The following is a 21,879-nucleotide window of genomic DNA, read 5'->3' as shown; positions in this document are numbered from 1 at the left end:
TATATTAGGTTTGTTTTCTAAACAGAAAAGACATATAAGTAATGAATAGATTAACTAAAACTTTGTCAGCTTTAACCCTAGGTTTAGCAACTACAATGTTTACGATTTCATGTAATCAAAACGCCAATAAACCGGCAGCAAATTCTAGTGATTCAAGCGCAGTAGTAAGTTCTTCGAATGTAGTTGAAGAAAAAATAGTATATATTAACTCAGATAGCCTATCTGAGAAATACGAATATTTCAAAGACATTAGAACAAAACTAGAAGCCAAAGTAAAAAAAGCACAAAGCGATTTACAGTCTAAAGGGCAGGCATTTCAGCGCGAAGTAGCAGATTATCAACAAAAAGCAGCTACAATGAGCGCAACGGACCGTCAAGCAACCGAAGAAAAACTAGCGCGTAAGCAAGACGAGTTGGGTCGCTTAGATCAAAATGCTTCAGCATCCTTAGCTCAAGATGAATCTACCGAATTCAATAATGTCTATAATACCATAACTGAATATCTAAAAAAACATGCTGAGGAAAAAGGCTATACATTAGTATTAACATATTCTAAGTCTAACCCTACAGTATTATACGCAGACTCAAAGCTAGACATTACGAAACAAGTAATCGAAGCTCTTAATGCAGAGTATACTAATACAAAAAAACAAGATAAAAAATAATTGCATACAACAGCAAACAGAAAAGCCTTAGAATAACTTCTAAGGCTTTTCTGTTTGCTTTTATACCGATTGATTGATACCTTGTATACTATTTACCAGTCGTTATACGTTTACTATGATCCGCACTGTACTAGACAAAGACCAAGCACCATTCGAATGGATTGATATAAAAGATCCTGTTCGAACAGATTTTGATCCCTTAAAAGAGAAATACAACATTCACGAAAAATCAATTAAAGACTGCCTTCAAGTCGGGCATCTACCAAAAATAGAGGAATTTGATAATTACCACTTTCTTGTGATACGTTCTATCCCTGAAAGTTTTAAAAACCATTCTGATTCGCTAACTGAAGTAACTGTTCGTCTTTCTGTATTTTTTAATGATAAATTTATAATTACCGTACATCGTGGAGAAATAGGTTATATAGAAAACCTAGTAATAAACTATCCTATATCGAAATTAAACTCCAGCAAATTACTCATTAATCACTTAACATCAGAGGCTTTAAAAACTTTCGAAAATCTACTCATTAATGACCTTAGTTTAAAACTAGATAATTGTGAAGAAAACATCTTCCTGAGCACACGAAACAAAATGCTTTTACGCGACATCTATTATATTAAGCGTCAGGTTGATTTAATACGCATCATACTTACACTATATAAAGATATCGTAGACTTCTTTCATCTACCGGCTTTTAAAAACATATACACACAAGATTTAAGAGACATATACTCCCGCTCTAGCACATTATACCGAAATATGGCAGAAAACACGGCTCAGTTACTCAACATCTATTTCAACATAGAGTCCAACCATACCAATGATATCATGCGAACGTTGACAATTATATCCGTATTTTTTATGCCTTTAACTTTTATAGTTGGCGTATATGGTATGAATTTCGTTAACATGCCCGAATTAGAATGGTATTACGGCTATCCTATTATTATGGCAATAATGGCTGGCCTCGCCTTGATCATTTACATATGGTTCAAAAGAAAAAACTGGCTGTAATTATCTTTTCTTAGGTGTGGTTGCAATAAAATCTTTTAAATAATAAGGTTCAAAATATACTAAATCTTCAAAATCCTGACTTTCAAAAGCGACAAATGCCAAAAAGCTCATAAAAGCCGCAGAGTTTTTAAACCCAGGACTTATTTGTACCTTTCTATTGTCAGCAAATAAATCCGTGAACTTATCTGCACCACTTCCAAAAAGAGTAACCGTTGCAGCCTCAGTGTTCGAAAAACTGTCCTCATCAATAATTTCAGCTTTTGTCTTTATTAAAAGTTTTGCGTCTGCAGTGTATGTTGCCATATATACCTCCATACGTCTAGCATCTAGCATAGGAATAAAAAGGCTATTTGCTATATATTCCTCCTTTCTTTCCTTTAAAAAACCAGAGCACATAGCATCCAATGTATTAATAGCAATGAATGGAATATTTAACCCATAACACAATCCTTTCGCAGTAGAAACACCGATCCTTAATCCAGTATACGATCCAGGTCCTTCACTAACAGCGATCGCCGACAAATCACTATAATTCAGATTCGCATCCATTATAGCTTTTTCAATAAATAATGTTAAATGGCTAGCATGTATATTTTGCTCTTCAGCTTCTATAGACACCAACGTTTCACCATTAAGACTAATTGCAACTGAACACACAGGTGTCGCTGTTTCTATTTGAAGAATATATATGTTTTTCATAGAACTTAAGGAACAGGGTCATGACCATGACCACCCCATGGGTTACAACGCAGAATGCGTTTTATAGCTAAAAATCCACCTTTAAACGGACCGTACTTCAGAATAGCTTCTTTGCCATACTGCGAGCAAGTAGGGTAGTATCTACAGTTAGCTCCTAACAGAGGGGATATAAATAATTGATAAATCCGAATGATTGATAAGAAAAGAAACCTAACTGGCAAAACCACTAAATTATCCCATAAAAGCTTTAATACTTTCATATTCTAAGCGTTCTAAAACAGTTTCCATTCGCACACACATTTTTTCGAACGGTAGTTCTTCTTTACCCACATATTGAAAAGCTACTAAAAGCTCCAGAGAATTCTGTCTTAAAAACTGGTGAAATCCAGATTTATTAAGCCGATAAGATTCACGCATTAGCCGTTTTATCTTATTCCTATCTACAGCCTTTTTAAACCTTCTTTTTGACACCGATATAATACATTGTACAGGGTACAGCATTTCGGCGTCCATAAGCGGCCTTTTACAAAAAACCACTCTATAAGGGTATACAACAAAAGAAGAGCCCTGATTAAAAAGACTATCAATAAGTCTTTTGCTACACAATCGCTCTTCTTTTGTAAAAGTATTTCTCATGATGACCTTCATGCCGATTCGTTAGCTCGCACGAGTCACCGGCCATACATACTATCCTTTGTGACGACCTTCGTCAGATACTGTAAGGCGTTTTCTTCCTTTAGCTCTACGAGAAGCTAATACTCTTCTACCGTTAGCCGTGCTCATACGCTCTCTGAATCCGTGCTTATTTCTTCTTTTTCTTTGCGAAGGCTGAAATGTTCTTTTCATGACGCTTTATACTTATTTTAATATTTCCAATCAATAATCCCTTAAACAAGGGAACGCAAAAGTAAAGCTATTTTATAAAATAAGCAAATTAAACTTCCAAAAAATGCAGGAATAATTGCATTCCAATAAACGAGCTTTCTTTAATACTATAAACTATTTATTTTTTAATAAGTCGCGAATTTCAGCTAAAAGAACTTCTTCTTTAGTCGGTGCAGGTTCTACTTCTGGTTCTGGCACTACTTCCTCTTCTCTCTTCAGAGAATTTAATCCTTTAATTACCACAAATATACATAGTGCAATAATTAAAAACTGAATAACGACATTAATAAAGTTCCCATACGACAACGAAACCTCCTCAATACCAGCAGCTGCATCCGCATCAACCATCACATATTTTAGATTACTAAAATCAACCCCACCAGTAATAAAACCGATTGGAGGCATAATGATATCATCTACCAATGAAGTAACGATTTTACCGAATGCTCCACCGATTACAACCCCTACTGCCAAATCGATTACGCTACCGCGCATCGCAAATTCTTTAAACTCTTTTAAAAACCCCATATCTTAATATTTAAATTAAACAATTTAAAAACAAAAATGATAAATATATTTCCAATTTTCAAGACTTTTAAAACAAAAATAAATAAATAAATTTTTTTAGTTAATTTTATTATAACCCACTCTTTATTGAATTTTTTCTATATTTGCTCAAAGGGTAAGAATATTGGAGTTAAAACCTTTGGAGTTAACCACATCTTATAATGAAAAACATTTTAATAGCAGATGATCATAGCATAGTAAGACTAGGCGCATCTGTAATTATTAAAGAAGCTATTCCAGATGCTGATATCGTTCAGGCACAAACATACGATGAAGTATATCTTCATCTGAAGAATAAGTCTTTTGATCTACTTCTTTTAGATATTAATATGCCTGGAGGCAACAACATAAAAGTTGTCAAAGAAATTTTAGATTTACAGCCAGAATTAAAAATATTAATTTTCTCTTCCTATGAAGAAAATCTATACGCCTTACGCTATATAAACGCAGGTGCATCTGGATATTTAAATAAGAATACAGCTATGTCTGAATTAAAAAATGCCATCAATCATATTATGGTGCGTGGCAAATACATGTCGGAAGCTGTTAAAGAACTGTATATACAAAAATTAACTTCAAGTAAATCATCATTTGATGAAAACAATCCGCTAAACAAATTATCGAATAGAGAAATGGATGTTGCAAAACATCTAATTAAAGGACTAGGTATTCTAGAAATATCGACTTCATTAAACCTTAGCTCATCGACAGTCAGCACCTATAAAAGTCGTGTTTTTGAAAAATTAGCAGTACAGAATATTCCTGATCTTATCGAACTATTTAAATTACATTCAGAGAAGCAATACTAAAATCGCTTCTCTGAATATATACTAGTTTAACCTAAGTTAATTGATCCATCGTTGTTTCGGGAATATCCTTCACACTAGGCTCAACCAATTCTTTTGTCTTTTTATACACATAGCCCTTCTCCGCATCCAAATCCCACAGCAAAGGCGCCAAGAAATTTATACAAGTAGAAAAACCCTGGTTTGTTGCAGAAATATTACCTGTATCTTTGGAGTTTTTCGCTTCATTCTCAATCTCAAAGGGGCCATCAAAGCCTTTCTCCTGCAGAGCAGAAACAAAACCATTCCAATCCATATTATCTGTTCCTCCAAAACCAGGCAACATGGCTTCATAGTGATGTCGATCCCAATCATGCGCAGGAATATCTACACCTGCTTTTCTCGCCAATGATTCTTCAACGGTTTGCATAGCGTACATCCCCCCCCATTCTACTCTCGCTTTCGTATTTAAATTACGGGTAGTTTTAACATGAATACGTTTAAGGCGGTCAATATCTGTTTGCTTGATTACATCAACCGGATTTGTATTTTGCCAAATATCATGTGATGGATCATAAATCTCTCCATGTGCTACACTGGGCACCATAGCATACATTAACTTACGTGCCGCTAATACTCCTGGCAAATTATTATAAGTAGATGTATAGCGTGATGAACGCCAACCTTCCATCGGACAATTTTCATACACTATTGTAACACCCAAACTTTCAGCATATTTTACAATAGGTTCAAAGACTCTCTTATATTCGTCAAGATTTTTTTGAAAACCATCTATTTCATTTCCCAAATCATGATTATAACCGACAAAAGTACCCACCTTTACATCATTAGTATCTCCACCCAACAAATGCGCAATACGTATTAAGCGTAAAAGATGATTCTGATTTTTGACCCGCTGTTCCGGATCGCCACCAATCATATTTTCAAAAGCACCTAAAGACAGAGTCAACTCTGATTGATTAAACTTATCAATAAGCTTCTTGCCGTCTTCAACAGTAAAGTTTTCATATTCTAAATGTGTAGCAGTATGATCTTCACGGGTTCCATCTTTTCTAAACACACATAAATCAAGTCCCTGCGCCCCAACCTGCTTAGCAGTCTGTATTAATTCGTCCAAGGACAGACGGTCATAAGCTGAACTCATTACCCAAATAGGGTTGTTTTGTTTGATTGACATATCAATTTTAAATTATATTCGACAATTAAATGAAGTCTTCAAAAGACTTCGCTTGTAGACTAAAGTTAATATGTAAATATAAAGGAAAAAGCACTAAAAAGGACTTTTCTCACGGCATAATACAAATTACAAATATCAATTCTTACATTCTATCAAGAAAAAGAACGATTTCCTAAAAGCCAAAAAAAGCGGCCATTTTAGCCGCTTCTCTATATTTTTGCACTAAGCTTAGTCCACATTATCATGTAAAAACGAGTTATTTGGCCTAATCTCTGTTTCTCCATCATCAAACGATAAAGTAAAGCGAGAAACTTGAGATTGCGACGAATGAGGAACGTCTTCTAACGACTTTTGTCTTCTTTTATAAGCGGGTTCATTCTCTAACTCTTGCAATCCATTAGTCGACTTCAACTTCATGCTCAGTTCTTTCAATCTTAGTATACGCTCTTTTGTTTTCAACAATTGATCTTCAAAATCAATTTCTTTTGATTCCTGCATCTGATTATCAAAACCCTGTGGCGTCGCTGGCACTGATTCTAAATTAACATTTTCTGTAGACTGTCTTGTTTGTTCATTTTTGTCACCATAGGCATCAAAAACGCTAGGTAACTTAAACTCAAACACAGAAGGAGTTGTTTTTAATTCAAACCCTGAGTTATCCGCTTCTACATCCTGCTCTTCAGGCGAATTCATATCTAGTGTATGACGTATCACCTGAGGCTCTTCCTGATGGTTAACAACCGAAGAATTAATCGGTTTTGGCGATGCAAAAAGATCTGTTTGCGAAGGTCTATTCTCAACTACCGGACTATTAAAGAACGCCTGTGTAGGTTTTATATAAGGTTCTGTAGGGCTTTGAACTTCCTGTGTTCTAGTTGCAAATTGATTTTGCGCTACTGGTTTCACGAACTGATTAGCGGACGTTTCCGGCATTAAAGGCAAAGCCACCTTTTCCTTTTCTTTTTCTTTAACACGCTCATCAGCCGTTTGAAAGCCTGTCGCTATAATTGTCACCGACAACTCGTCTTCCAATTTATCGTCAATACAATTACCCCAAATTAAATCAGCCGAAAGTCCTGCTTTCTCCTGGATATAATCTGTCACTATCGCTACTTCATCCATTGTTACTTCTTTTTTACCAGAAGTAATGTTCAATAAAATATAGCGTGCTCCTTCAATTTCATTATCTTTTAATAATGGAGAAGCCAATGCTCCTGTTACTGCTTCAATAGCACGGTCGTCCCCAACAGCAGTAGCATTTCCCATTATTGCCACACCACTATCATTCATCACGGTGCGCACATCTTTAAAGTCTACGTTAACATAGCCAGGTATCGTAATAATTTCAGCAATACCTTTTGCAGCTGTTGTCAATATATCATCTGCTTTTGCAAAAGCAGCCGTCATGGTTAAGTTACCAAAAATCTCACGCAAACGATCATTAGAAATAACCAGATAAGAATCGACATATTTACGCAATTCCTCCATTCCATCTTCGGCTTGCGAGCGACGTCGTTTTCCTTCAAATGTAAAAGGGGTAGTTACGATAGCAACTGTTAAGATACCTAACTCTTTCGCAGCTTTCGCTAACACAGGACTTGCTCCGGTTCCCGTTCCACCACCCATTCCAGCAGTAATAAAAAGCATTTTGGTATTTGTACCCAACATCCGCTTAATATCCTCTATACTTTCAATAGCTGAATTTTCACCTACATCCGGGTCAGCTCCTGCCCCCATCCCTTCAGTCAAACTAACACCAAGCTGCACTTTATTAGGTATAGGGCTTAATTCCAAAGCTTGTGCATCCGTATTACAAACAATAAAATCAACACCACTGATCCCTTGCTTATACATGTGATTAACAGCATTACCACCGCCACCACCAACCCCGATAACCTTAATTATCGATGATTGCTCTTTTAACATTTCAAATTGAATCGACATAAAATACCCTATTTAACTCATGCTAAACCACTTATTAACCAGCCAGAGGTTCAACATTTCAAATGTAATATTAACAAAATATCCACAATTGTTTTCCACAATTGTTAAAATGTGGAAAAATCAAACATTGTGGAAAACTTATTTTTTCCCGATAAAAGTATCATCATCAATACCTGCATCATCTTTAATAAAATCAGACAAAATCTTAGTAAACCAGCTCTCTTTTCTCCGTTTCTCTTCGGCTATTTCTGCTACTTTTTCTCTGCCCGGATTTTTCGCCACAGCTTCCTGCTGCATAGCCTCATCCTCTTCCAAAGATTGCACACCTTTTATAAGTAAACCTACCGACGTAGCGTACATTGGGCTTTTTAACTCTTCTAAAGCCTGTCTGTTCAACATTTCTGTTTTAGCGAGATATTCATTAGGATACCCAATTCTACATCCTATACCTGTAATATACTCTACCAACTGCACCAAATGTTTCACTTGTGCCCCTCCGCCTGTTATTACAATACCTGCTATTAATCTGTCTTCGTAACCGGAAGATTTTATCTCATAATACACATGCTCAATAATTTCTTCCATACGGGCCTGTATAATATAAGCTAGATTTTTAACCGATATTTCCTTGGCTTCACGTCCACGGATACCTGGCACACAAATTACTTCATTATCTTTATTCTCATCTGCTAAAGCTGAACCATAACGTACCTTAAGTTGCTCTGCTTGATTACGCAATACCGAACACCCCTGTTTAATATCTTCCGTAACAATATTACCCCCCAATGGAATCACAGCAGTATGGCGGATAATACCTTCATGAAAAACAGCAACATCAGTTGTACCTCCACCGATATCTACCAACACAACACCAGCAGTTTTCTCCTCTTCATCCAACACAGCTTCAGATGACGCTAGAGGTTCCATAACTAAAGAAGACACATCCAATCCTGCATTATCTACACAACGTTTAATATTGCGGATATCTGTCACGCGTCCAGAAATAATATGGAAGTTAGCCTCTACACGGCGTCCCGCCATGCCTATAGGTTCTTTTATACCGGGTTCGTTATCAATTGTAAATTCTTGTGGCAACACATGCACAATCTCTTCCCCTGGAGGCAACACAAGCTTATACATATCAGAGATCAACTGATCAACATCCAAACGCCCCACCTCATCATAATCTCGTTTTGTCAATATCCCCCTATGTTGAATACTCTTGATATGCTGTCCTGCAATACCAACGTGAACCACTTTAATATCCACATTAGACTGTGATTCAGCTATCGACACGGCTTCTCGAATACTATTCACTGTCTTCTGTATGTTAGCCACCACCCCACGGTTTACACCCGAAGACTCTGCTTTCCCCACACCTAGAAGTTCAATTTTATTCGTACCACTACGACGACCCACCGTTACACAAATCTTTGTTGTCCCGATATCCAACCCTACTATGATTGGATTCTCTCTCTCGTTTTCTGCTAATCTTGGTTTCATATGCTGTGTATTTTGTTGCTGTGTTATTAATTAATTTTCATTTGTAAACTATCCAAAAACCAACCTTTTTGACGTTCACAAATTATTTGATCCTCATATTTTACATTTACCCTAGCATAGGCATCAGAGCCCACTCGCGGTAATATATTTTTATAAAACGCTTCTAAACGCGTCAATTTATCTTCGATATTCTCTGCACTCCCTACTATTAACTGCTGGCTGCCCACACGTGGTACAATCTCTATATCCTGCTCAGCATTAACATATAACTGCACAATTTGATTACCCCATAGCACATCATCTTTTACATGTTCTGCTATTTTCATCAATGAACGCACGACCTCAGTTTCCACCGTATCTAATGCCTCACCATATCCTTCTTTTATATATCCATTTGCAATCAGCACATGGGGCACATATTTCAAGGTAACAGGCACTTTGGCACCTTTCGTATCTATATAATACTCCTGCCCTCTAGCATTTATGATACGCAAAACCACTTCTCTCTGCTTTACTGCCACCTGTAGAACACCATCCATATCTGCATATATTTCAGCTGATGACACATATGGCAGCTCAACCAATGTTTTTTCTATTTTTTCCGTCGGAATCTCCACAAGTCGTTTCCCAACGACCTCTCCAAAACCTACTTTTATCAAATCAGATATATCTTCTTGATTGATAAATGTTTCTTTTCCTTCTACCATTACCTTCAACGAAACACACTCTTGCACGGCATCCTTCTTTTTAACAAGAGCCATCAGCATCATCACCCCTACAACTGCCAATCCACTTAGGCATGCATAACCGACAATCTTCCACCTTATGTTTCGAACAAACTCAAGCATTTGTTAATACTTTTTTTAGCGGTTTCACCAAGCGGTCAATATCGCCTGCACCAACTGTCACCAATAACTCAGGGCGTTCATCATCTACAATTTTAACCACCTCATCAGCTTGTACCACTCTTTTATTTTTTAATGCTATTTTTTCCAACAACCACGAAGAATTCACTCCTTCAATTGGCAACTCTCTAGCTGGGTATATTTCCATCAAAAGCAATTCATCCGCCAAGGCCAACACATCTGCAAAACCATCGACAAAATCCCGTGTCCTCGTATATAAATGAGGCTGAAATATAACTGTTAACTTACGCGAAGGATACAACTTTTTCATTGACAATAAAAAAGCTCTTAACTCCTCTGGATGATGCGCATAATCATCAATATAAACCGCCTCCTCTTGTCTTACTACAAATTCAAATCGTCGTTTTACACCTGCAAATCGAGAAAGTGCTATTCTAATTTTTTCAGGATCAATAGCCAATTTTAAAGCTACTGTTATTGCAGCCACGGCATTTTCAACATTATGAATACCCGGGATACCCAAATGAATATCTCTAAGCTCTATTTCGCCAGCTATATAGTCAAAATAAAATTCACCATCTTCTACGCGTATATTTTCAGCATACGCGTCACTTTTTATTCCGTTTGAATAAGATACATCTCCTACTAAAGGCAATCCCTGTTTAACAATCGCCGTTCCTCCCTCTACCACTTTCCCCATAAACAGCTTAAACGATTCAAGCAGCTCTTTTTCACTACCGTAAATATCCAAATGATCCGCATCTACACTTGTCACCACCGCTATATTCGGATGTAATGTCAAAAAAGAGCGATCATATTCATCAGCTTCCACCACCACAACGTTATTATTCCCATACAGCACATTACTATTGTAATTTGTACTAATTCCTCCCAAAAATGCCGAACAGTCATATCCCGTATCTTTCAATACATGTGCAATCATAGTTGAGGTCGTTGTCTTCCCATGTGTTCCTGCCACAGCTATAGTAAAACGACTACCACTTATAATCCCCAGCACCTCCGATCTTTTAAACAATTTACATCCTTTTTCCAGCAACAAATTCTTTAGCTTCAAATCTTGCGGAATAGCCGGTGTATAAATCAATAAAGTATCTTCAGATGGCACCGTATAAATAACCGGCAGCAAATTCGGATCATCCTCATAACTTACCGCTATACCTTCTCCCACTAAAGCCTGGGTCAATTCTGACTCCGTTCTATCATATCCTCTCACTTCACAACCCAAGTGCTTAAAATAACGGGCTAACCCACTCATTCCAATACCACCTATCCCCAATAAGTACACTCGCTTTATATGATCCAAATTCATCATCTATTTTATTAATTTCAATACCTCTCTTGCAATTACTTCATCCGCATCCAGCCTTGCCATTTTCTTTATATTTTCTCCCAACAATTTACTTTGCTCGTCATTTCTCAAAATTTGCATTGCCGTTGCTATCAAATCACGCTCTGCCTCATTATCCTTCACCAAAACAGCCGCATCCTTATCAACCAAAGCTTTCGCATTTTTTGTCTGATGATCTTCAGCTACATTCGGAGAGGGGACCAATACCACCGGTTTCCCTATCACACAAAGTTCTGATATCGTACCTGCACCTGCCCGTGATATTATTAAATCTGCTGCTGCATAAGCATAGTCCATTCGTTGTAAAAAAGGCATCAACAAAACATTGCTCGGCATTACTTCAGCTAAATGCTCTTTTAGAGAATCATAATAATACTCACCACACTGCCATATAACTTGCACATCGTCTGTTCCGAGAGCTAGCAAGGAACCTATCATACAATTATTTAGTGTACCTGCTCCCTGACTACCCCCTGTAATCAAAATCGTTTTCCGATCGGCAGCTAATCCAAAAAAACTTAAAGCTTCCTCTCTTAAACCTATAATATCTACAGAAGCTCGTCTAACTGGATTTCCGGTAAGCATTACTTTGTCCGCTGGAAAAAACTGCTCCATACCTTCATAAGCCACACATATACGAGATGCTTTATTTGCCAATCGTTTATTTGTTACTCCGGCATATGAATTCTGCTCCTGTATTAAAGTCGGGATTTCCATATTTCCTGCCACCATTAACAAAGGAGCGGAAGCGTAACCACCTACACCAACTGCAACTTGCGCGCCGAAATTCTTAATAACCTTTCTCGCCTTCAACATGCTACCTATCAACTGAAATGGTAACATGATGTTATTTAATAAAGAGCTCCGATCTATCCCTCGAATATTCAACCCTACTATTTCATATCCTGCTGCAGGCACCTTCTCCATTTCCATTTTACCCTTTGCTCCAACAAACAGAATTTCAACCGTCGGGTCTAATCGACGCAAAGCATTGGCTATCGAAATAGCCGGAAAGATATGTCCTCCTGTACCACCTCCACTTATAATAATACGATGCGCCATATTCATTTTTTTTATATCGTACCTACTACAACTTTTTTATTCAGCGCAGTAGACTCATTAAGTTCCTCTTTTCCTTTTAACTCTTCTATATTTCGACTCACACTTAGTATAATCCCTAAAGCTACACTCGTAAACAAAATAGATGTCCCTCCCATACTCACCAAAGGCAGCGGTACCCCCGTCACAGGTCCTAAACCTACAGCAACAGCCATATTTGCCAAAGCCTGTATAGCTAAACTAAAACCCAGTCCTGCGGCTAAAAAAGCACCAAACGCACGCGGACTCAACGTCACAATCCGTATGCATCGATACATTAACGCCATATACAAAAACAACAATACAGCCCCCCCAATTGTCCCATACTCTTCAATAATAATAGCAAAAATAAAATCTGAATACGGGTGGGGCAGCAGATTACGCCCTACACTATTTCCTGCTCCTTTACCAAAAAACTGTCCCGAAGCAATAGTCATTTTAGCTAAATTTGCTTGATAGTTTTTGTCTTCCTGAAAAGGAATATTTCCTCCCGCAACTTCCTCTGTTCTAAAAAAACCTTCTATACGACTCAAATAAGTATCCCTACGCGGCCCGATCAAAATCACAAGTAGTAACAAAAAGCCTCCCCCAACACATACAATAGCTATTTGTTTAAAACTCACTCGACCGATCAACAATAACAAAACACTCGTCCCAAATAACATTAGCGCAGTTGATAAATTCGCCCAGGCAATGAGTATAAACACGAGACATACAGCCCCCATGATAGGAACAAAAGATTTTTTCACATCCTTAATATCCTCTTGCTTTCTAGATAGCATCCTAGCTAAGAACGTGATTAAAGCAAGCTTAGCCAAATCAGAAGTTTGAAAAGTCTGATTAATTACCGGTATAGTCACCCAACGGCTTGCATCATTAACTTTACTACCGCCTATCAAGGTAAACAGCAACAATGGGATAGTAATAATCATCAGCAACTTAGAAATACCCGCGTAATACCTATAATCAAGCTTATGAGACAGATACATAAATAATAAACCAATAGCAATAACAGAGAAGTGCTTCAATAAATACATCTCCGTGCCTTTACCTTCTTTATAGGCTAATGTACCTACCGAGCTATATACAGCTAGCAAAGACCATCCGGACAGAACTATTACAATAATCCATATCCATTTATCACCTTTGAGTTTACTAAAAACCTGATCCATCATCTTTCTCTTGTTTACAGATTCATTACAGCATTTTTAAATTTATCTCCACGCTCTTCATAGTTTTTAAACCAATCAAAACTTGCGCAAGCCGGAGAAAGCAACACAGTATCTCCTTTTTTAGAAAGATGCGACGCCATCTCCACTGCATCCTCCATAGACGAGCTATTAACGATCACCTCCGTATCATCCTCAAATGATTCATGAATCCGCACCGTATCTTTACCTATACAAACAATAGCCTTCACTTTTGATTTTACCAAGTCGCGTAACATCTCATAATCATTTCCTTTATCCACACCTCCCATTATCAAAATAATATCCGGCGAAAAACTCTCCAATGCATACCAAAGAGAATTCACATTTGTCGCTTTCGAATCGTTAATGTAATTAACACCTCCAATACATGCCACATGCTCCAAACGATGCTCAATATTCACATAAGATCCCATACTCTCCTGCATAGTCTTATTGCGTAGCTGCTGTGCTTTAGCAATTAAACCTGAAGCCATATTATTGTATGTATTATGCTTCCCGTGCAATGACAACTCTTCAATATTCATCGTAAATCTTTCTTTATTAGGTACATTAATTACAACATTATTCTCTTTATCCAGATAAGCTCCTTCACACACTTCTTCTAATTGCGTAAACGGCAAATGCTTAGCTGGAGTCTTAAACTCACTCAATCCTTTAACAAGCTCTTCATCGTCCAAGCAGTAGATAAAATAATCTGCTGCTGTCTGATTTTGTATCATTCTAAATTTCGAAGCGACATAATTCTCCATTTTATAGTCGTATCGATCCAAATGGTCAGGCGTTATATTCAGAATCACAGCCATATCTGCCCTAAAATGATACATATCATCAAGCATAAAGCTTGATATTTCTAGCACATAAACATCAAACGTTTCACGCGCAACCTGCAGCGCAAAGCTCTTCCCTATATTACCGGCCAAGCCCACATTAAGCCCACCATTCTTTAACATATAATAAGTAAGCATTGTCGTCGTTGACTTTCCATTCGACCCCGTAATGCATATCAATTTTGCATCTGTATACTGGGCTGCAAACTCGATTTCAGAAATTACTGGAATAGCCTTCCCCTTCAACAACTTCAGTAACGGTACATTGAAAGGTATTCCCGGACTTTTAACTACCAAATCGGCCTGCTGTATTTTACTCTCCGTATGTTGCAATTCTTCAAATGCAATCCCTTCTGCCAACAGTTGCTCCTTATAAGACGTGTCAATAGCTCCTTTATCAGACACAAACACATCAAAACCACGATCTTTAGCTAAAATAGCAGCTCCCACACCGCTCTCCCCTGCCCCTAGGACAACAAGAAAACCAGTCTGCGGATAATATGTATGTGCTATATTAGTCATATCTTCTATCTAATTTTAAGCGTCACAATTGTTAAAATCGCCAATGTAATAGACACAATAAAAAAGCGCATAACAATTTTAGATTCATGATAACCTTTCTTCTGATAATGATGATGTAAAGGCGACATCAAAAATATACGTCGACCTTCACCGTATTTCTTCTTTGTATATTTAAAATAAGACACCTGTAAAATAACAGACAGATTTTCCAATAGAAAAATACCGCACAAAATAGGAATAAGCAGTTCTTTACGAATCAAAATCGCAAAAGCAGCTATAATACCACCTATTGCCAAACTCCCTGTATCCCCCATAAACACTTGAGCAGGGTAAGCGTTATACCATAAGAATCCCGTACAAGCACCAACAAATGCTCCTGCAAAAATCACCAGCTCACCCGAATTCGGGATGTACATAATATTAAGGTAATCTGAAAAGATCACGTTACCTGAGACGTACGCCAAAATAGCCAATGTAATACCAATAATTGCCGAGGTTCCGGTCGCTAACCCATCGATACCATCTGTAATATTCGCCCCATTTGACACAGCCGCCACAATAAACACCACCACAAACAAAAAGACAAAGAAAGTAGCCATTTTGCTATTCAGCCCGAACATGGCCAATACTTTAGCGTAATCAAACTCGTTATTCTTATAAAAAGGAATGTTTGTTTTTGTCGACTTTACATTTTCTGCGTAGTACTTTTCTCCCGTCTGTGTATCTGTCATAATCTCCACAGCCTTCATTGATGTCGGGTTGCTTACTTGCTGTCTCACAACAATGTCTGGATGAAAATACATTGTAAAAGCAATCAACGCGCCCAAACCCACTTGACCTATAATCTTAAATCTACCGGCCAGACCTTCTTTATTCTTCTTAAATACTTTTATGTAATCATCCAAAAAACCTATTGCCCCCATCCAGATCGTTGTAATAATCATAATCATTACATAGATATTATCGATTTTCGCAAACAATAAAGTCGGTATCAAAATCCCCCCTATAATAATCAAGCCCCCCATAGTAGGTGTACCTGCTTTCTTCTGTTCCCCTTCCAAACCTAAGTCCCTAATCGTCTCACCCACTTGCCTATTATGCAAAGCCCGTATTAAACGACTACCATATACCGTTGTAATAATCAACGAGACAATAACCGCCATAGCTGTACGAAAAGATATATATTGGAACAATCCTGCTCCTGGAATGTGCATATGCTCTTGCAGCCATGTAAATAAGTAATATAACATATACTCTTTTTATTGTTCGTTAAAAGTCTGTTCTAAAATTTCTTTATCATCAAAATGATGCTTAACACCATTAATATCCTGATACTTCTCATGCCCTTTCCCGGCAATCAAAATAATATCTCCTACCTGCGCCAAATGACAAGCTGCCCTTATAGCTTCTTTACGTTCCGTAATTGTAAAAACACGCTTTTTGTCCGCTGCCTGCACGCCTTGCTCCATATCTTTTATAATAAGATTAGGATCTTCAGTTCTCGGATTATCAGACGTAATGATCAACTTGTCACTCAGCCTAACAGCCACTGCTGCCATTTCGGGTCTTTTTGTTTTATCCCTATCCCCTCCACAACCTAAAACAGAAATAATCTGCTGCCCTGGTTTCCTCAATTCACGAATAGTCGTTAATACATTTTCCACAGCATCAGGAGTATGCGCATAATCAACAACACCAATAACCCCCTCTTTAGAGCGAACCACCTCAAACCTTCCCTCTGCTCCTTCAATTTCACTCATAGCCGTCAAAACCTTCACCGTTTCCTGCTCCAACAAAATAGCCGCCCCATACACTGCCAGTAAATTATATGCATTAAAGCCTCCCACCAACTTCACCCACAACTCATGCCCGTCAAGTTGCAACAACATACCGTCCAAATGACTTTCAAGCACCTTTGCTTTAAAATCTGTCAAACTCTTTAATCCATAAGCTTTTTTATGCGCAAATGTATTCTGCAACATAACCGCTCCATTCTTATCATCAATATTTGTCAGCGCAAATGCAAAGCGATCTAAATCATCAAAAAACTTCTTCTTTGCTTTAATGTAACTATCAAACGTACCGTGAAAATCTAAATGATCGTGCGTCAAATTTGTAAACACGCCGCCAGCAAAACGTAATCCAGCTATTCGCTGTTGTACTATTGCATGCGAACTCACCTCCATAAAGCAATAATCACAACCATCTTCTACCATTTCTGCCAAAAGTGCATTTAGCGATAACGGATCAGGTGTCGTATGCGTTGCTTCAACCACTCTAACTCCCACCCTATTCTCTACTGTTGACAACAAACCGACATGATAGCCAAGCTTATCAAACAGATTATATAACAAAGTAGCTACGGTTGTCTTGCCATTTGTGCCTGTCACCCCAACCAACTTTAACTTACGCGAAGGATCTCCGTAAAAATTAGTAGCTAATAAGCCCAACACATAGGAAGTATCATCTACTACTACATACGTCAAACTCTCATCTAACACCTCAGGAAGTTCATCCACCACCAACACAAGAGCTCCATTCGCTATTGCACTATCCAAAAAGAGATGCCCATCCTGCTTCACTCCTCGCACTGCTACAAACACACCACCCCGGCCTACCTTGCGGGAATCAAAAGAAACAGAAAGCACTTCAACTTCTAGCTCACCCTCAAGCTGCTTTACAGGAATAGCATATAATAGTTCTTTAAGCTTCATATCATTTAATTCAAGGCCAATACAATCGGCGTACCTTTCTTCATTTTACTCCCAGCCAAAAGCGACTGATTAACAACTTTTCCTTTCCCGTTTATTTTCGTTTTAAACCCAGCATTTTCCATTGCAAAAACTGCATCCATCAAGCCCATACCAACCACATTAGGAACAACCCCCTCCTTAATATCCGTCTCTACAAAAACTTTATGCTCAGCATCACCTTCTGTCGCCATCGCCAACGTATTCCAATTCGAAGCCTGATAGCCCAAAGCCTCATAAACGGCAGATGAAGCGTCTTTCGATCCATTTAAAGTGTATGGCACCTTAGACCCTGCGCTATTCACTTTTCTAGTCGCCAACGTCCCTTGGAGCTCCAAATCGTTAGCATACACCATGTCCGCCAACTCCTTAAATACAGGCCCCGCGATAGCCCCTCCATAATAACCTTTACGTGGATTTCGAATAACTACAATCATCGAGTATTTCGGATTCTCTGCAGGAAAATAACCTGCAAATGACGACTGATAACGACGCATCCCATACCCCCTAGCCCCATCATTCATTTGAGCGGTACCTGTTTTTCCAGCCGAGCTATATAATGGCGAACTCAACCTTCTTCCCGTTCCATTAGTCATTACCCCAACCAACATATCCTGCATCTTTTTAATAGCGGCTGGCGAAGCAATCTCTTTATTAATCACCCGCGCTTCAAACTTCTCAACCGTATTTCCTAAGTGCCGTATCTCTTTAACAAACAAAGGAGCTACCAACTTACCATCATTAGCTACTGCATTATATAACGAAAGCATCTGCAGAGGTGTCAAGCGCAACTCATACCCATAAGCCATTTGCACTAACGACAACTTACTCCATGATTTACTATCCGGGTGCTTTACCCAAGGCTTAGCCTCTCCTGGTATCTGTAACCCTAATTCGCTACCTAAACCAAAATGATGGAGCTTCGCAGTATACTTACCGGGGTTTTTCCCATAATATGTATCAATAAGCTTAGCAATCCCCACATTAGACGATTGCTCAAATGCCTCCTTCACCGTTAAAACAGATTTTTTAGGCGCATGCGAATCCCGAATAGTATGCGACGGCACACGGAATGTACCATTACCAATATCTACTGTCGAAGAAGTATCCACCAAACCATCGTCCAAAAGCGCTAAAAAACTAGCTATCTTAAATGTCGAGCCCGGATCAGCCCCTTGAGCAATCGCGTAATTATATTTCTCTCTAAACACTCCTTGATGATCTCTTGTAAAGTTTGCAATAGCACGCACCTCACCTGTTTTCACTTCCATCAGCACCACACACCCGTTGTCCGCATCACTTTCGATCAATTGTTTCTCCAGAGCACGCTGCGCCATATCCTGCATGTTAACATCGAGCGTAGAAATAATATCCGACCCATCCACAGGCGCCACTTGCACCTCTCTACTCACAGGAACCCACACTCCTCCAGCAATACGTTGCATAATTTGCGACCCACTCGTTCCATCAATATAAGAACCATACGCCCCCTCTAAACCCACCAACACTTCCTCTCCTTTTGTATTTTTATAACCAATCGTACGAGCAGCCAAATTCGTAAACGGCAAAATCCGCTTATTCTCACTCACCGTCACCAAACTTGTTGAGTAACGTTTTTTGCCCTCGCGAAATGTTTTCAAAAGTGGGAAAGTCTTTACAACTTTCAGATCCTGATGAGAAACATCTCTTTTCAGCAACATGTACCTTTGTTTTTTCGCTCTCGCATTCTTCAACAAACCCAAATATTGCCTTGCTGATTTATCTTTAAAAAAGTTCGCTAAACTTGTCGCTAGAGAATCTACTTTAGAATTAAACACATCATTAGCTTCAGCAGGAATTGCCATTGCATCAAACCGCAACTCATACTCGGGCACTGAAGTAGCTAACAGACTACCGTCATTCGCATAAATATTTCCACGTGCTGCCTCAATAACGCGCTCACGGATTGTCAAACTATCCACTAAAGCCCGCCACTCACCTCCATCCACATACTGTAAATGCAGCAGTTTCCCAAAAACCAACAACGCACCAAACACCATCAGCCCGAATGCCAGGTACACTCTCATAAGTATAGACTTCCTAATATTCATTTGTTGACTCCGTGTTTATTTTTTTACTTTTATTATTACTTCCCCTTCCTAACAACCTCTACCTTAATCGGCGGCTCCTTTCGCTCCTTCAATCCCAATGTATCCGCCCGTTTAGCGATCTCTGTCTGTGTCGTCAACTTCATCAATTCCGCCGACAACGACTTATAGTCCCAACTCAACTCCTTCACCTGCCTACTCAATTGATCTATCGACCTCACCGTCCGCTCTGCCAAATGCCTATTTGATATATAAATCAATCCTAACAACGCAACAAAAGCTGCAAAAGGAAGGTTTCTAGCCACCAAATAACTAGACAATTTCTTTGTCGAAAAAACTGATTGAAGAAAATGTTTCGTCTCCTCCACTTTTTCCTCTACCGAATCGTCCATTTTCTTCTGAACCTCTTCGCTTAGTTCTTTATTTTTAATCGTATTTCTCGACATAAAACTTTACTCTTCGCGCTCAGCCACTCTCAACTTCGCACTTCTCGAGCGATTATTTAACTGCAACTCCTCTTCACCCGCCACTATAGCCTTCCGACTAATAACTTTAAAAGGCTTTATTTCATTCCCAAAAAAATCCTTTTCCACTTCACCTTTAAATTTTCCTTTTTGCATAAAATTTTTCACCAAGCGATCTTCCAAAGAATGATACGACATCACCACCAATCTACCTTCCGACTTCAACACCTGCACTGTCTGCTCCAAAAAATCCTGCAAAGCCTCAAGCTCCTTATTCACCTCGATACGCAATGCTTGAAAAAGTTGCGCATGATATTTATTTTCCTTACCTCTCGGCACATGTTTTTTCACCACCTCTTTCAACTGCTCCACGGTGTCTATTGGAGCTGTCAACCTTGCCGTAACAATAGTTTTAGCTAGCGTCTTTGCATTCTGAATTTCACCATACATACCAAATATGCGATGCAGATCCTCCTCAGCATAAGAATTCAACACCTTCTTAGCGTCCACATCACCCACCCTATCCATGCGCATATCTAAATCCGCATCATAACGAATAGAAAAACCCCTTTCAGCCGAATCAAATTGATGAGAAGATACGCCCAGATCTGCAAGAATACCATCCACTTTCATCACCCCCAACAAACGCAGATTATTTCTCAAAAACCTAAAATTATGTTGCACCAAAGTAAAACGAGGATCATCAATGGCGTTACGAACCGCATCCGGATCTTGATCAAAAGCAATCAAGCGCCCATTCACCCCGAGCCTACTCAACAATTCCCGCGAATGCCCACCACCACCAAACGTCACATCCACATACACACCATCCTCTTTAATCGCAAGAGCGTCCATACATTCAGCCAACATAACCGGCACATGATAAACCCTATTCATTTTCATCCCCTCCAAAATTAAATCCACCCATAACCTGAGCCGCTAAATCCGAAAACTCCTCTTCCGAAACACCATCCAGACTTTCCTGATACTTCACTTTCGACCAGACTTCTATTTTTTCCAAATTACAAGCCAACACCAACTCTGCCCCTATCTCCGCATACTCCAACAAAGCCTTAGGCAACAGCACACGCCCCGCAGAATCAAGCATCAACTCCGTTGCTCCACTCATAAACTTTCGTATAAAGTCTCTGTTTTTTGGCTGAAACTGATTTAATCGAGCTAACTGCCCCAACAACTTATTCCACTCTGAACGCGTATAAATCACTAAATTTTTCTCGAACCCACGATTCACAACAAGCCCCTCGCGCTCAGCATCAGGCAACTGCCTTTTGAGCGACGCAGGAACCACCATTCTTCCTTTGGTGTCCAGCTTGCATTCGTATTCTCCGATTAAATAGTTCATTAGTCTATTAGCCCAATAAAATTTAACTGTAAAAGTAGACACTTTCCCCCACTTTCCC

General features: G+C 38.8%; 22 protein-coding genes. 3 read left to right on the top strand and 19 right to left on the bottom strand.

Annotated features, from left to right (window positions below):
• The first annotated feature begins 41 nt into the window (after positions 1-41).
• Together ORI89_RS10465 and ORI89_RS10460 are read left to right on the top strand one after the other, a co-directional pair.
• Positions 42-665 (top strand): OmpH family outer membrane protein, encoded by a 624-nt coding sequence (locus ORI89_RS10465; RefSeq protein WP_268230424.1) that lies wholly within the window; start codon positions 42-44, stop codon positions 663-665.
• Positions 666-780: 115 nt separating this feature from the next.
• Complete coding sequence (locus ORI89_RS10460; protein ID WP_268230423.1) at positions 781-1,683, top strand: CorA family divalent cation transporter; 903 nt, start codon at positions 781-783, stop codon at positions 1,681-1,683.
• On the opposite strand, the gene tsaB is transcribed toward ORI89_RS10460, so the two are convergent.
• The 5 genes from tsaB to mscL form a co-directional block, all read right to left on the bottom strand.
• A complete protein-coding gene (gene tsaB / locus ORI89_RS10455; protein WP_268230422.1) occupies positions 1,684-2,382 on the bottom strand; it encodes a tRNA (adenosine(37)-N6)-threonylcarbamoyltransferase complex dimerization subunit type 1 TsaB in 699 nt (232 codons plus the stop codon).
• A 5-nt stretch (positions 2,383-2,387) separates the two neighbouring features.
• A complete protein-coding gene (gene yidD / locus ORI89_RS10450) occupies positions 2,388-2,642 on the bottom strand; it encodes a membrane protein insertion efficiency factor YidD (RefSeq protein ID WP_268230421.1) in 255 nt (84 codons plus the stop codon).
• Positions 2,614-3,018, bottom strand: coding sequence for a ribonuclease P protein component (locus ORI89_RS10445; protein WP_268230420.1), 405 nt, complete (start codon positions 3,016-3,018; stop codon positions 2,614-2,616). The genes yidD and ORI89_RS10445 overlap by 29 nt, the downstream gene beginning before the upstream one ends.
• A gap of 51 nt (positions 3,019-3,069) precedes the next feature.
• Entirely contained in the window at positions 3,070-3,228 is a 159-nt protein-coding gene (gene rpmH / locus ORI89_RS10440; RefSeq protein ID WP_268230419.1) for a 50S ribosomal protein L34, read from the bottom strand.
• A gap of 153 nt (positions 3,229-3,381) precedes the next feature.
• The gene (gene mscL, locus ORI89_RS10435; protein WP_268230418.1) at positions 3,382-3,795 is read right to left on the bottom strand and encodes a large-conductance mechanosensitive channel protein MscL; all 414 of its coding nucleotides are present in this window, start codon (positions 3,793-3,795) and stop codon (positions 3,382-3,384) included.
• 200 nt (positions 3,796-3,995) lie between these two features.
• Between mscL and ORI89_RS10430 the strand changes: the two genes are divergently transcribed.
• Entirely contained in the window at positions 3,996-4,643 is a 648-nt protein-coding gene (locus ORI89_RS10430) for a response regulator transcription factor (RefSeq protein WP_268230417.1), read from the top strand.
• Positions 4,644-4,674: 31 nt separating this feature from the next.
• Here ORI89_RS10430 and ORI89_RS10425 read toward each other — a convergent pair whose 3' ends face one another.
• The 14 genes from ORI89_RS10425 to mraZ all read right to left on the bottom strand — a co-directional run bounded on the left by ORI89_RS10425 (position 4,675) and on the right by mraZ (position 21,821).
• The gene (locus ORI89_RS10425) at positions 4,675-5,817 is read right to left on the bottom strand and encodes a sugar phosphate isomerase/epimerase family protein (protein ID WP_268230416.1); all 1,143 of its coding nucleotides are present in this window, start codon (positions 5,815-5,817) and stop codon (positions 4,675-4,677) included.
• Positions 5,818-6,045: 228 nt separating this feature from the next.
• Positions 6,046-7,761, bottom strand: a complete 1,716-nt coding sequence (ftsZ, locus tag ORI89_RS10420; protein ID WP_268230415.1) for a cell division protein FtsZ — start codon at positions 7,759-7,761, stop codon at positions 6,046-6,048.
• 138 nt (positions 7,762-7,899) lie between these two features.
• Complete coding sequence (gene ftsA, locus ORI89_RS10415) at positions 7,900-9,264, bottom strand: cell division protein FtsA (protein ID WP_268230414.1); 1,365 nt, start codon at positions 9,262-9,264, stop codon at positions 7,900-7,902.
• Positions 9,265-9,290: 26 nt separating this feature from the next.
• Positions 9,291-10,112, bottom strand: coding sequence for a cell division protein FtsQ/DivIB (locus ORI89_RS10410; protein ID WP_268230413.1), 822 nt, complete (start codon positions 10,110-10,112; stop codon positions 9,291-9,293).
• Positions 10,105-11,460, bottom strand: coding sequence for a UDP-N-acetylmuramate--L-alanine ligase (gene murC / locus ORI89_RS10405; RefSeq protein ID WP_268230683.1), 1,356 nt, complete (start codon positions 11,458-11,460; stop codon positions 10,105-10,107). Before murC ends, ORI89_RS10410 begins: the two co-directional genes overlap by 8 nt.
• Positions 11,461-11,463: 3 nt before the next feature.
• The gene (murG, locus tag ORI89_RS10400; RefSeq protein WP_268230412.1) at positions 11,464-12,561 is read right to left on the bottom strand and encodes an undecaprenyldiphospho-muramoylpentapeptide beta-N-acetylglucosaminyltransferase; all 1,098 of its coding nucleotides are present in this window, start codon (positions 12,559-12,561) and stop codon (positions 11,464-11,466) included.
• A gap of 11 nt (positions 12,562-12,572) precedes the next feature.
• Entirely contained in the window at positions 12,573-13,769 is a 1,197-nt protein-coding gene (locus ORI89_RS10395; RefSeq protein WP_268230682.1) for an FtsW/RodA/SpoVE family cell cycle protein, read from the bottom strand.
• Between the two features lie 14 nt (positions 13,770-13,783).
• Positions 13,784-15,157, bottom strand: a complete 1,374-nt coding sequence (murD, locus tag ORI89_RS10390; RefSeq protein WP_268230411.1) for a UDP-N-acetylmuramoyl-L-alanine--D-glutamate ligase — start codon at positions 15,155-15,157, stop codon at positions 13,784-13,786.
• Between the two features lie 5 nt (positions 15,158-15,162).
• Entirely contained in the window at positions 15,163-16,407 is a 1,245-nt protein-coding gene (mraY, locus tag ORI89_RS10385; RefSeq protein ID WP_268230410.1) for a phospho-N-acetylmuramoyl-pentapeptide-transferase, read from the bottom strand.
• A gap of 9 nt (positions 16,408-16,416) precedes the next feature.
• Positions 16,417-17,871, bottom strand: coding sequence for a UDP-N-acetylmuramoyl-L-alanyl-D-glutamate--2,6-diaminopimelate ligase (locus tag ORI89_RS10380; RefSeq protein WP_268230409.1), 1,455 nt, complete (start codon positions 17,869-17,871; stop codon positions 16,417-16,419).
• A 5-nt stretch (positions 17,872-17,876) separates the two neighbouring features.
• Complete coding sequence (locus ORI89_RS10375; protein WP_268230408.1) at positions 17,877-19,997, bottom strand: penicillin-binding protein; 2,121 nt, start codon at positions 19,995-19,997, stop codon at positions 17,877-17,879.
• A 35-nt stretch (positions 19,998-20,032) separates the two neighbouring features.
• A complete protein-coding gene (locus tag ORI89_RS10370; protein WP_268230407.1) occupies positions 20,033-20,440 on the bottom strand; it encodes an FtsL-like putative cell division protein in 408 nt (135 codons plus the stop codon).
• A 6-nt stretch (positions 20,441-20,446) separates the two neighbouring features.
• Positions 20,447-21,355 (bottom strand): 16S rRNA (cytosine(1402)-N(4))-methyltransferase RsmH, encoded by a 909-nt coding sequence (gene rsmH, locus ORI89_RS10365; RefSeq protein ID WP_268230681.1) that lies wholly within the window; start codon positions 21,353-21,355, stop codon positions 20,447-20,449.
• Complete coding sequence (gene mraZ, locus ORI89_RS10360) at positions 21,348-21,821, bottom strand: division/cell wall cluster transcriptional repressor MraZ (protein WP_268230406.1); 474 nt, start codon at positions 21,819-21,821, stop codon at positions 21,348-21,350. Before mraZ ends, rsmH begins: the two co-directional genes overlap by 8 nt.
• Positions 21,822-21,879 lie beyond the last annotated feature (58 nt).

The organism is Sphingobacterium sp. UT-1RO-CII-1 (assembly GCF_026711005.1).
Classification (GTDB): Bacteria; Bacteroidota; Bacteroidia; order Sphingobacteriales; family Sphingobacteriaceae; genus Sphingobacterium.
This window is presented reverse-complemented; position numbering and strand designations above follow the sequence as displayed.

Bases quoted from the DNA above. Each gene is read 5' to 3' on its own strand.
- murG (WP_268230412.1), bottom strand. From the start codon at position 12,561: ATGGCGCATCGTATTATTATAAGTGGAGGTGGTACAGGAGGACATATC.
- ftsZ (WP_268230415.1), bottom strand. From the start codon at position 7,761: ATGTCGATTCAATTTGAAATGTTAAAAGAGCAATCATCGATAATTAAG.
- ORI89_RS10395 (WP_268230682.1), bottom strand. From the start codon at position 13,769: ATGGATCAGGTTTTTAGTAAACTCAAAGGTGATAAATGGATATGGATT.
- ORI89_RS10460 (WP_268230423.1), top strand. From the start codon at position 781: ATGATCCGCACTGTACTAGACAAAGACCAAGCACCATTCGAATGGATT.
- ORI89_RS10375 (WP_268230408.1), bottom strand. From the start codon at position 19,997: ATGAATATTAGGAAGTCTATACTTATGAGAGTGTACCTGGCATTCGGG.
- tsaB (WP_268230422.1), bottom strand. From the start codon at position 2,382: ATGAAAAACATATATATTCTTCAAATAGAAACAGCGACACCTGTGTGT.
- ORI89_RS10410 (WP_268230413.1), bottom strand. From the start codon at position 10,112: ATGCTTGAGTTTGTTCGAAACATAAGGTGGAAGATTGTCGGTTATGCA.
- ORI89_RS10370 (WP_268230407.1), bottom strand. From the start codon at position 20,440: ATGTCGAGAAATACGATTAAAAATAAAGAACTAAGCGAAGAGGTTCAG.
- ORI89_RS10465 (WP_268230424.1), top strand. From the start codon at position 42: ATGAATAGATTAACTAAAACTTTGTCAGCTTTAACCCTAGGTTTAGCA.
- rpmH (WP_268230419.1), bottom strand. From the start codon at position 3,228: ATGAAAAGAACATTTCAGCCTTCGCAAAGAAAAAGAAGAAATAAGCAC.
- murD (WP_268230411.1), bottom strand. From the start codon at position 15,157: ATGACTAATATAGCACATACATATTATCCGCAGACTGGTTTTCTTGTT.
- ORI89_RS10425 (WP_268230416.1), bottom strand. From the start codon at position 5,817: ATGTCAATCAAACAAAACAACCCTATTTGGGTAATGAGTTCAGCTTAT.
- mraZ (WP_268230406.1), bottom strand. From the start codon at position 21,821: ATGAACTATTTAATCGGAGAATACGAATGCAAGCTGGACACCAAAGGA.
- murC (WP_268230683.1), bottom strand. From the start codon at position 11,460: ATGAATTTGGATCATATAAAGCGAGTGTACTTATTGGGGATAGGTGGT.
- yidD (WP_268230421.1), bottom strand. From the start codon at position 2,642: ATGAAAGTATTAAAGCTTTTATGGGATAATTTAGTGGTTTTGCCAGTT.
- ORI89_RS10380 (WP_268230409.1), bottom strand. From the start codon at position 17,871: ATGAAGCTTAAAGAACTATTATATGCTATTCCTGTAAAGCAGCTTGAG.
- ftsA (WP_268230414.1), bottom strand. From the start codon at position 9,264: ATGAAACCAAGATTAGCAGAAAACGAGAGAGAGAATCCAATCATAGTA.
- mscL (WP_268230418.1), bottom strand. From the start codon at position 3,795: ATGGGGTTTTTAAAAGAGTTTAAAGAATTTGCGATGCGCGGTAGCGTA.
- rsmH (WP_268230681.1), bottom strand. From the start codon at position 21,355: ATGAATAGGGTTTATCATGTGCCGGTTATGTTGGCTGAATGTATGGAC.
- ORI89_RS10445 (WP_268230420.1), bottom strand. From the start codon at position 3,018: ATGAGAAATACTTTTACAAAAGAAGAGCGATTGTGTAGCAAAAGACTT.
- mraY (WP_268230410.1), bottom strand. From the start codon at position 16,407: ATGTTATATTACTTATTTACATGGCTGCAAGAGCATATGCACATTCCA.
- ORI89_RS10430 (WP_268230417.1), top strand. From the start codon at position 3,996: ATGAAAAACATTTTAATAGCAGATGATCATAGCATAGTAAGACTAGGC.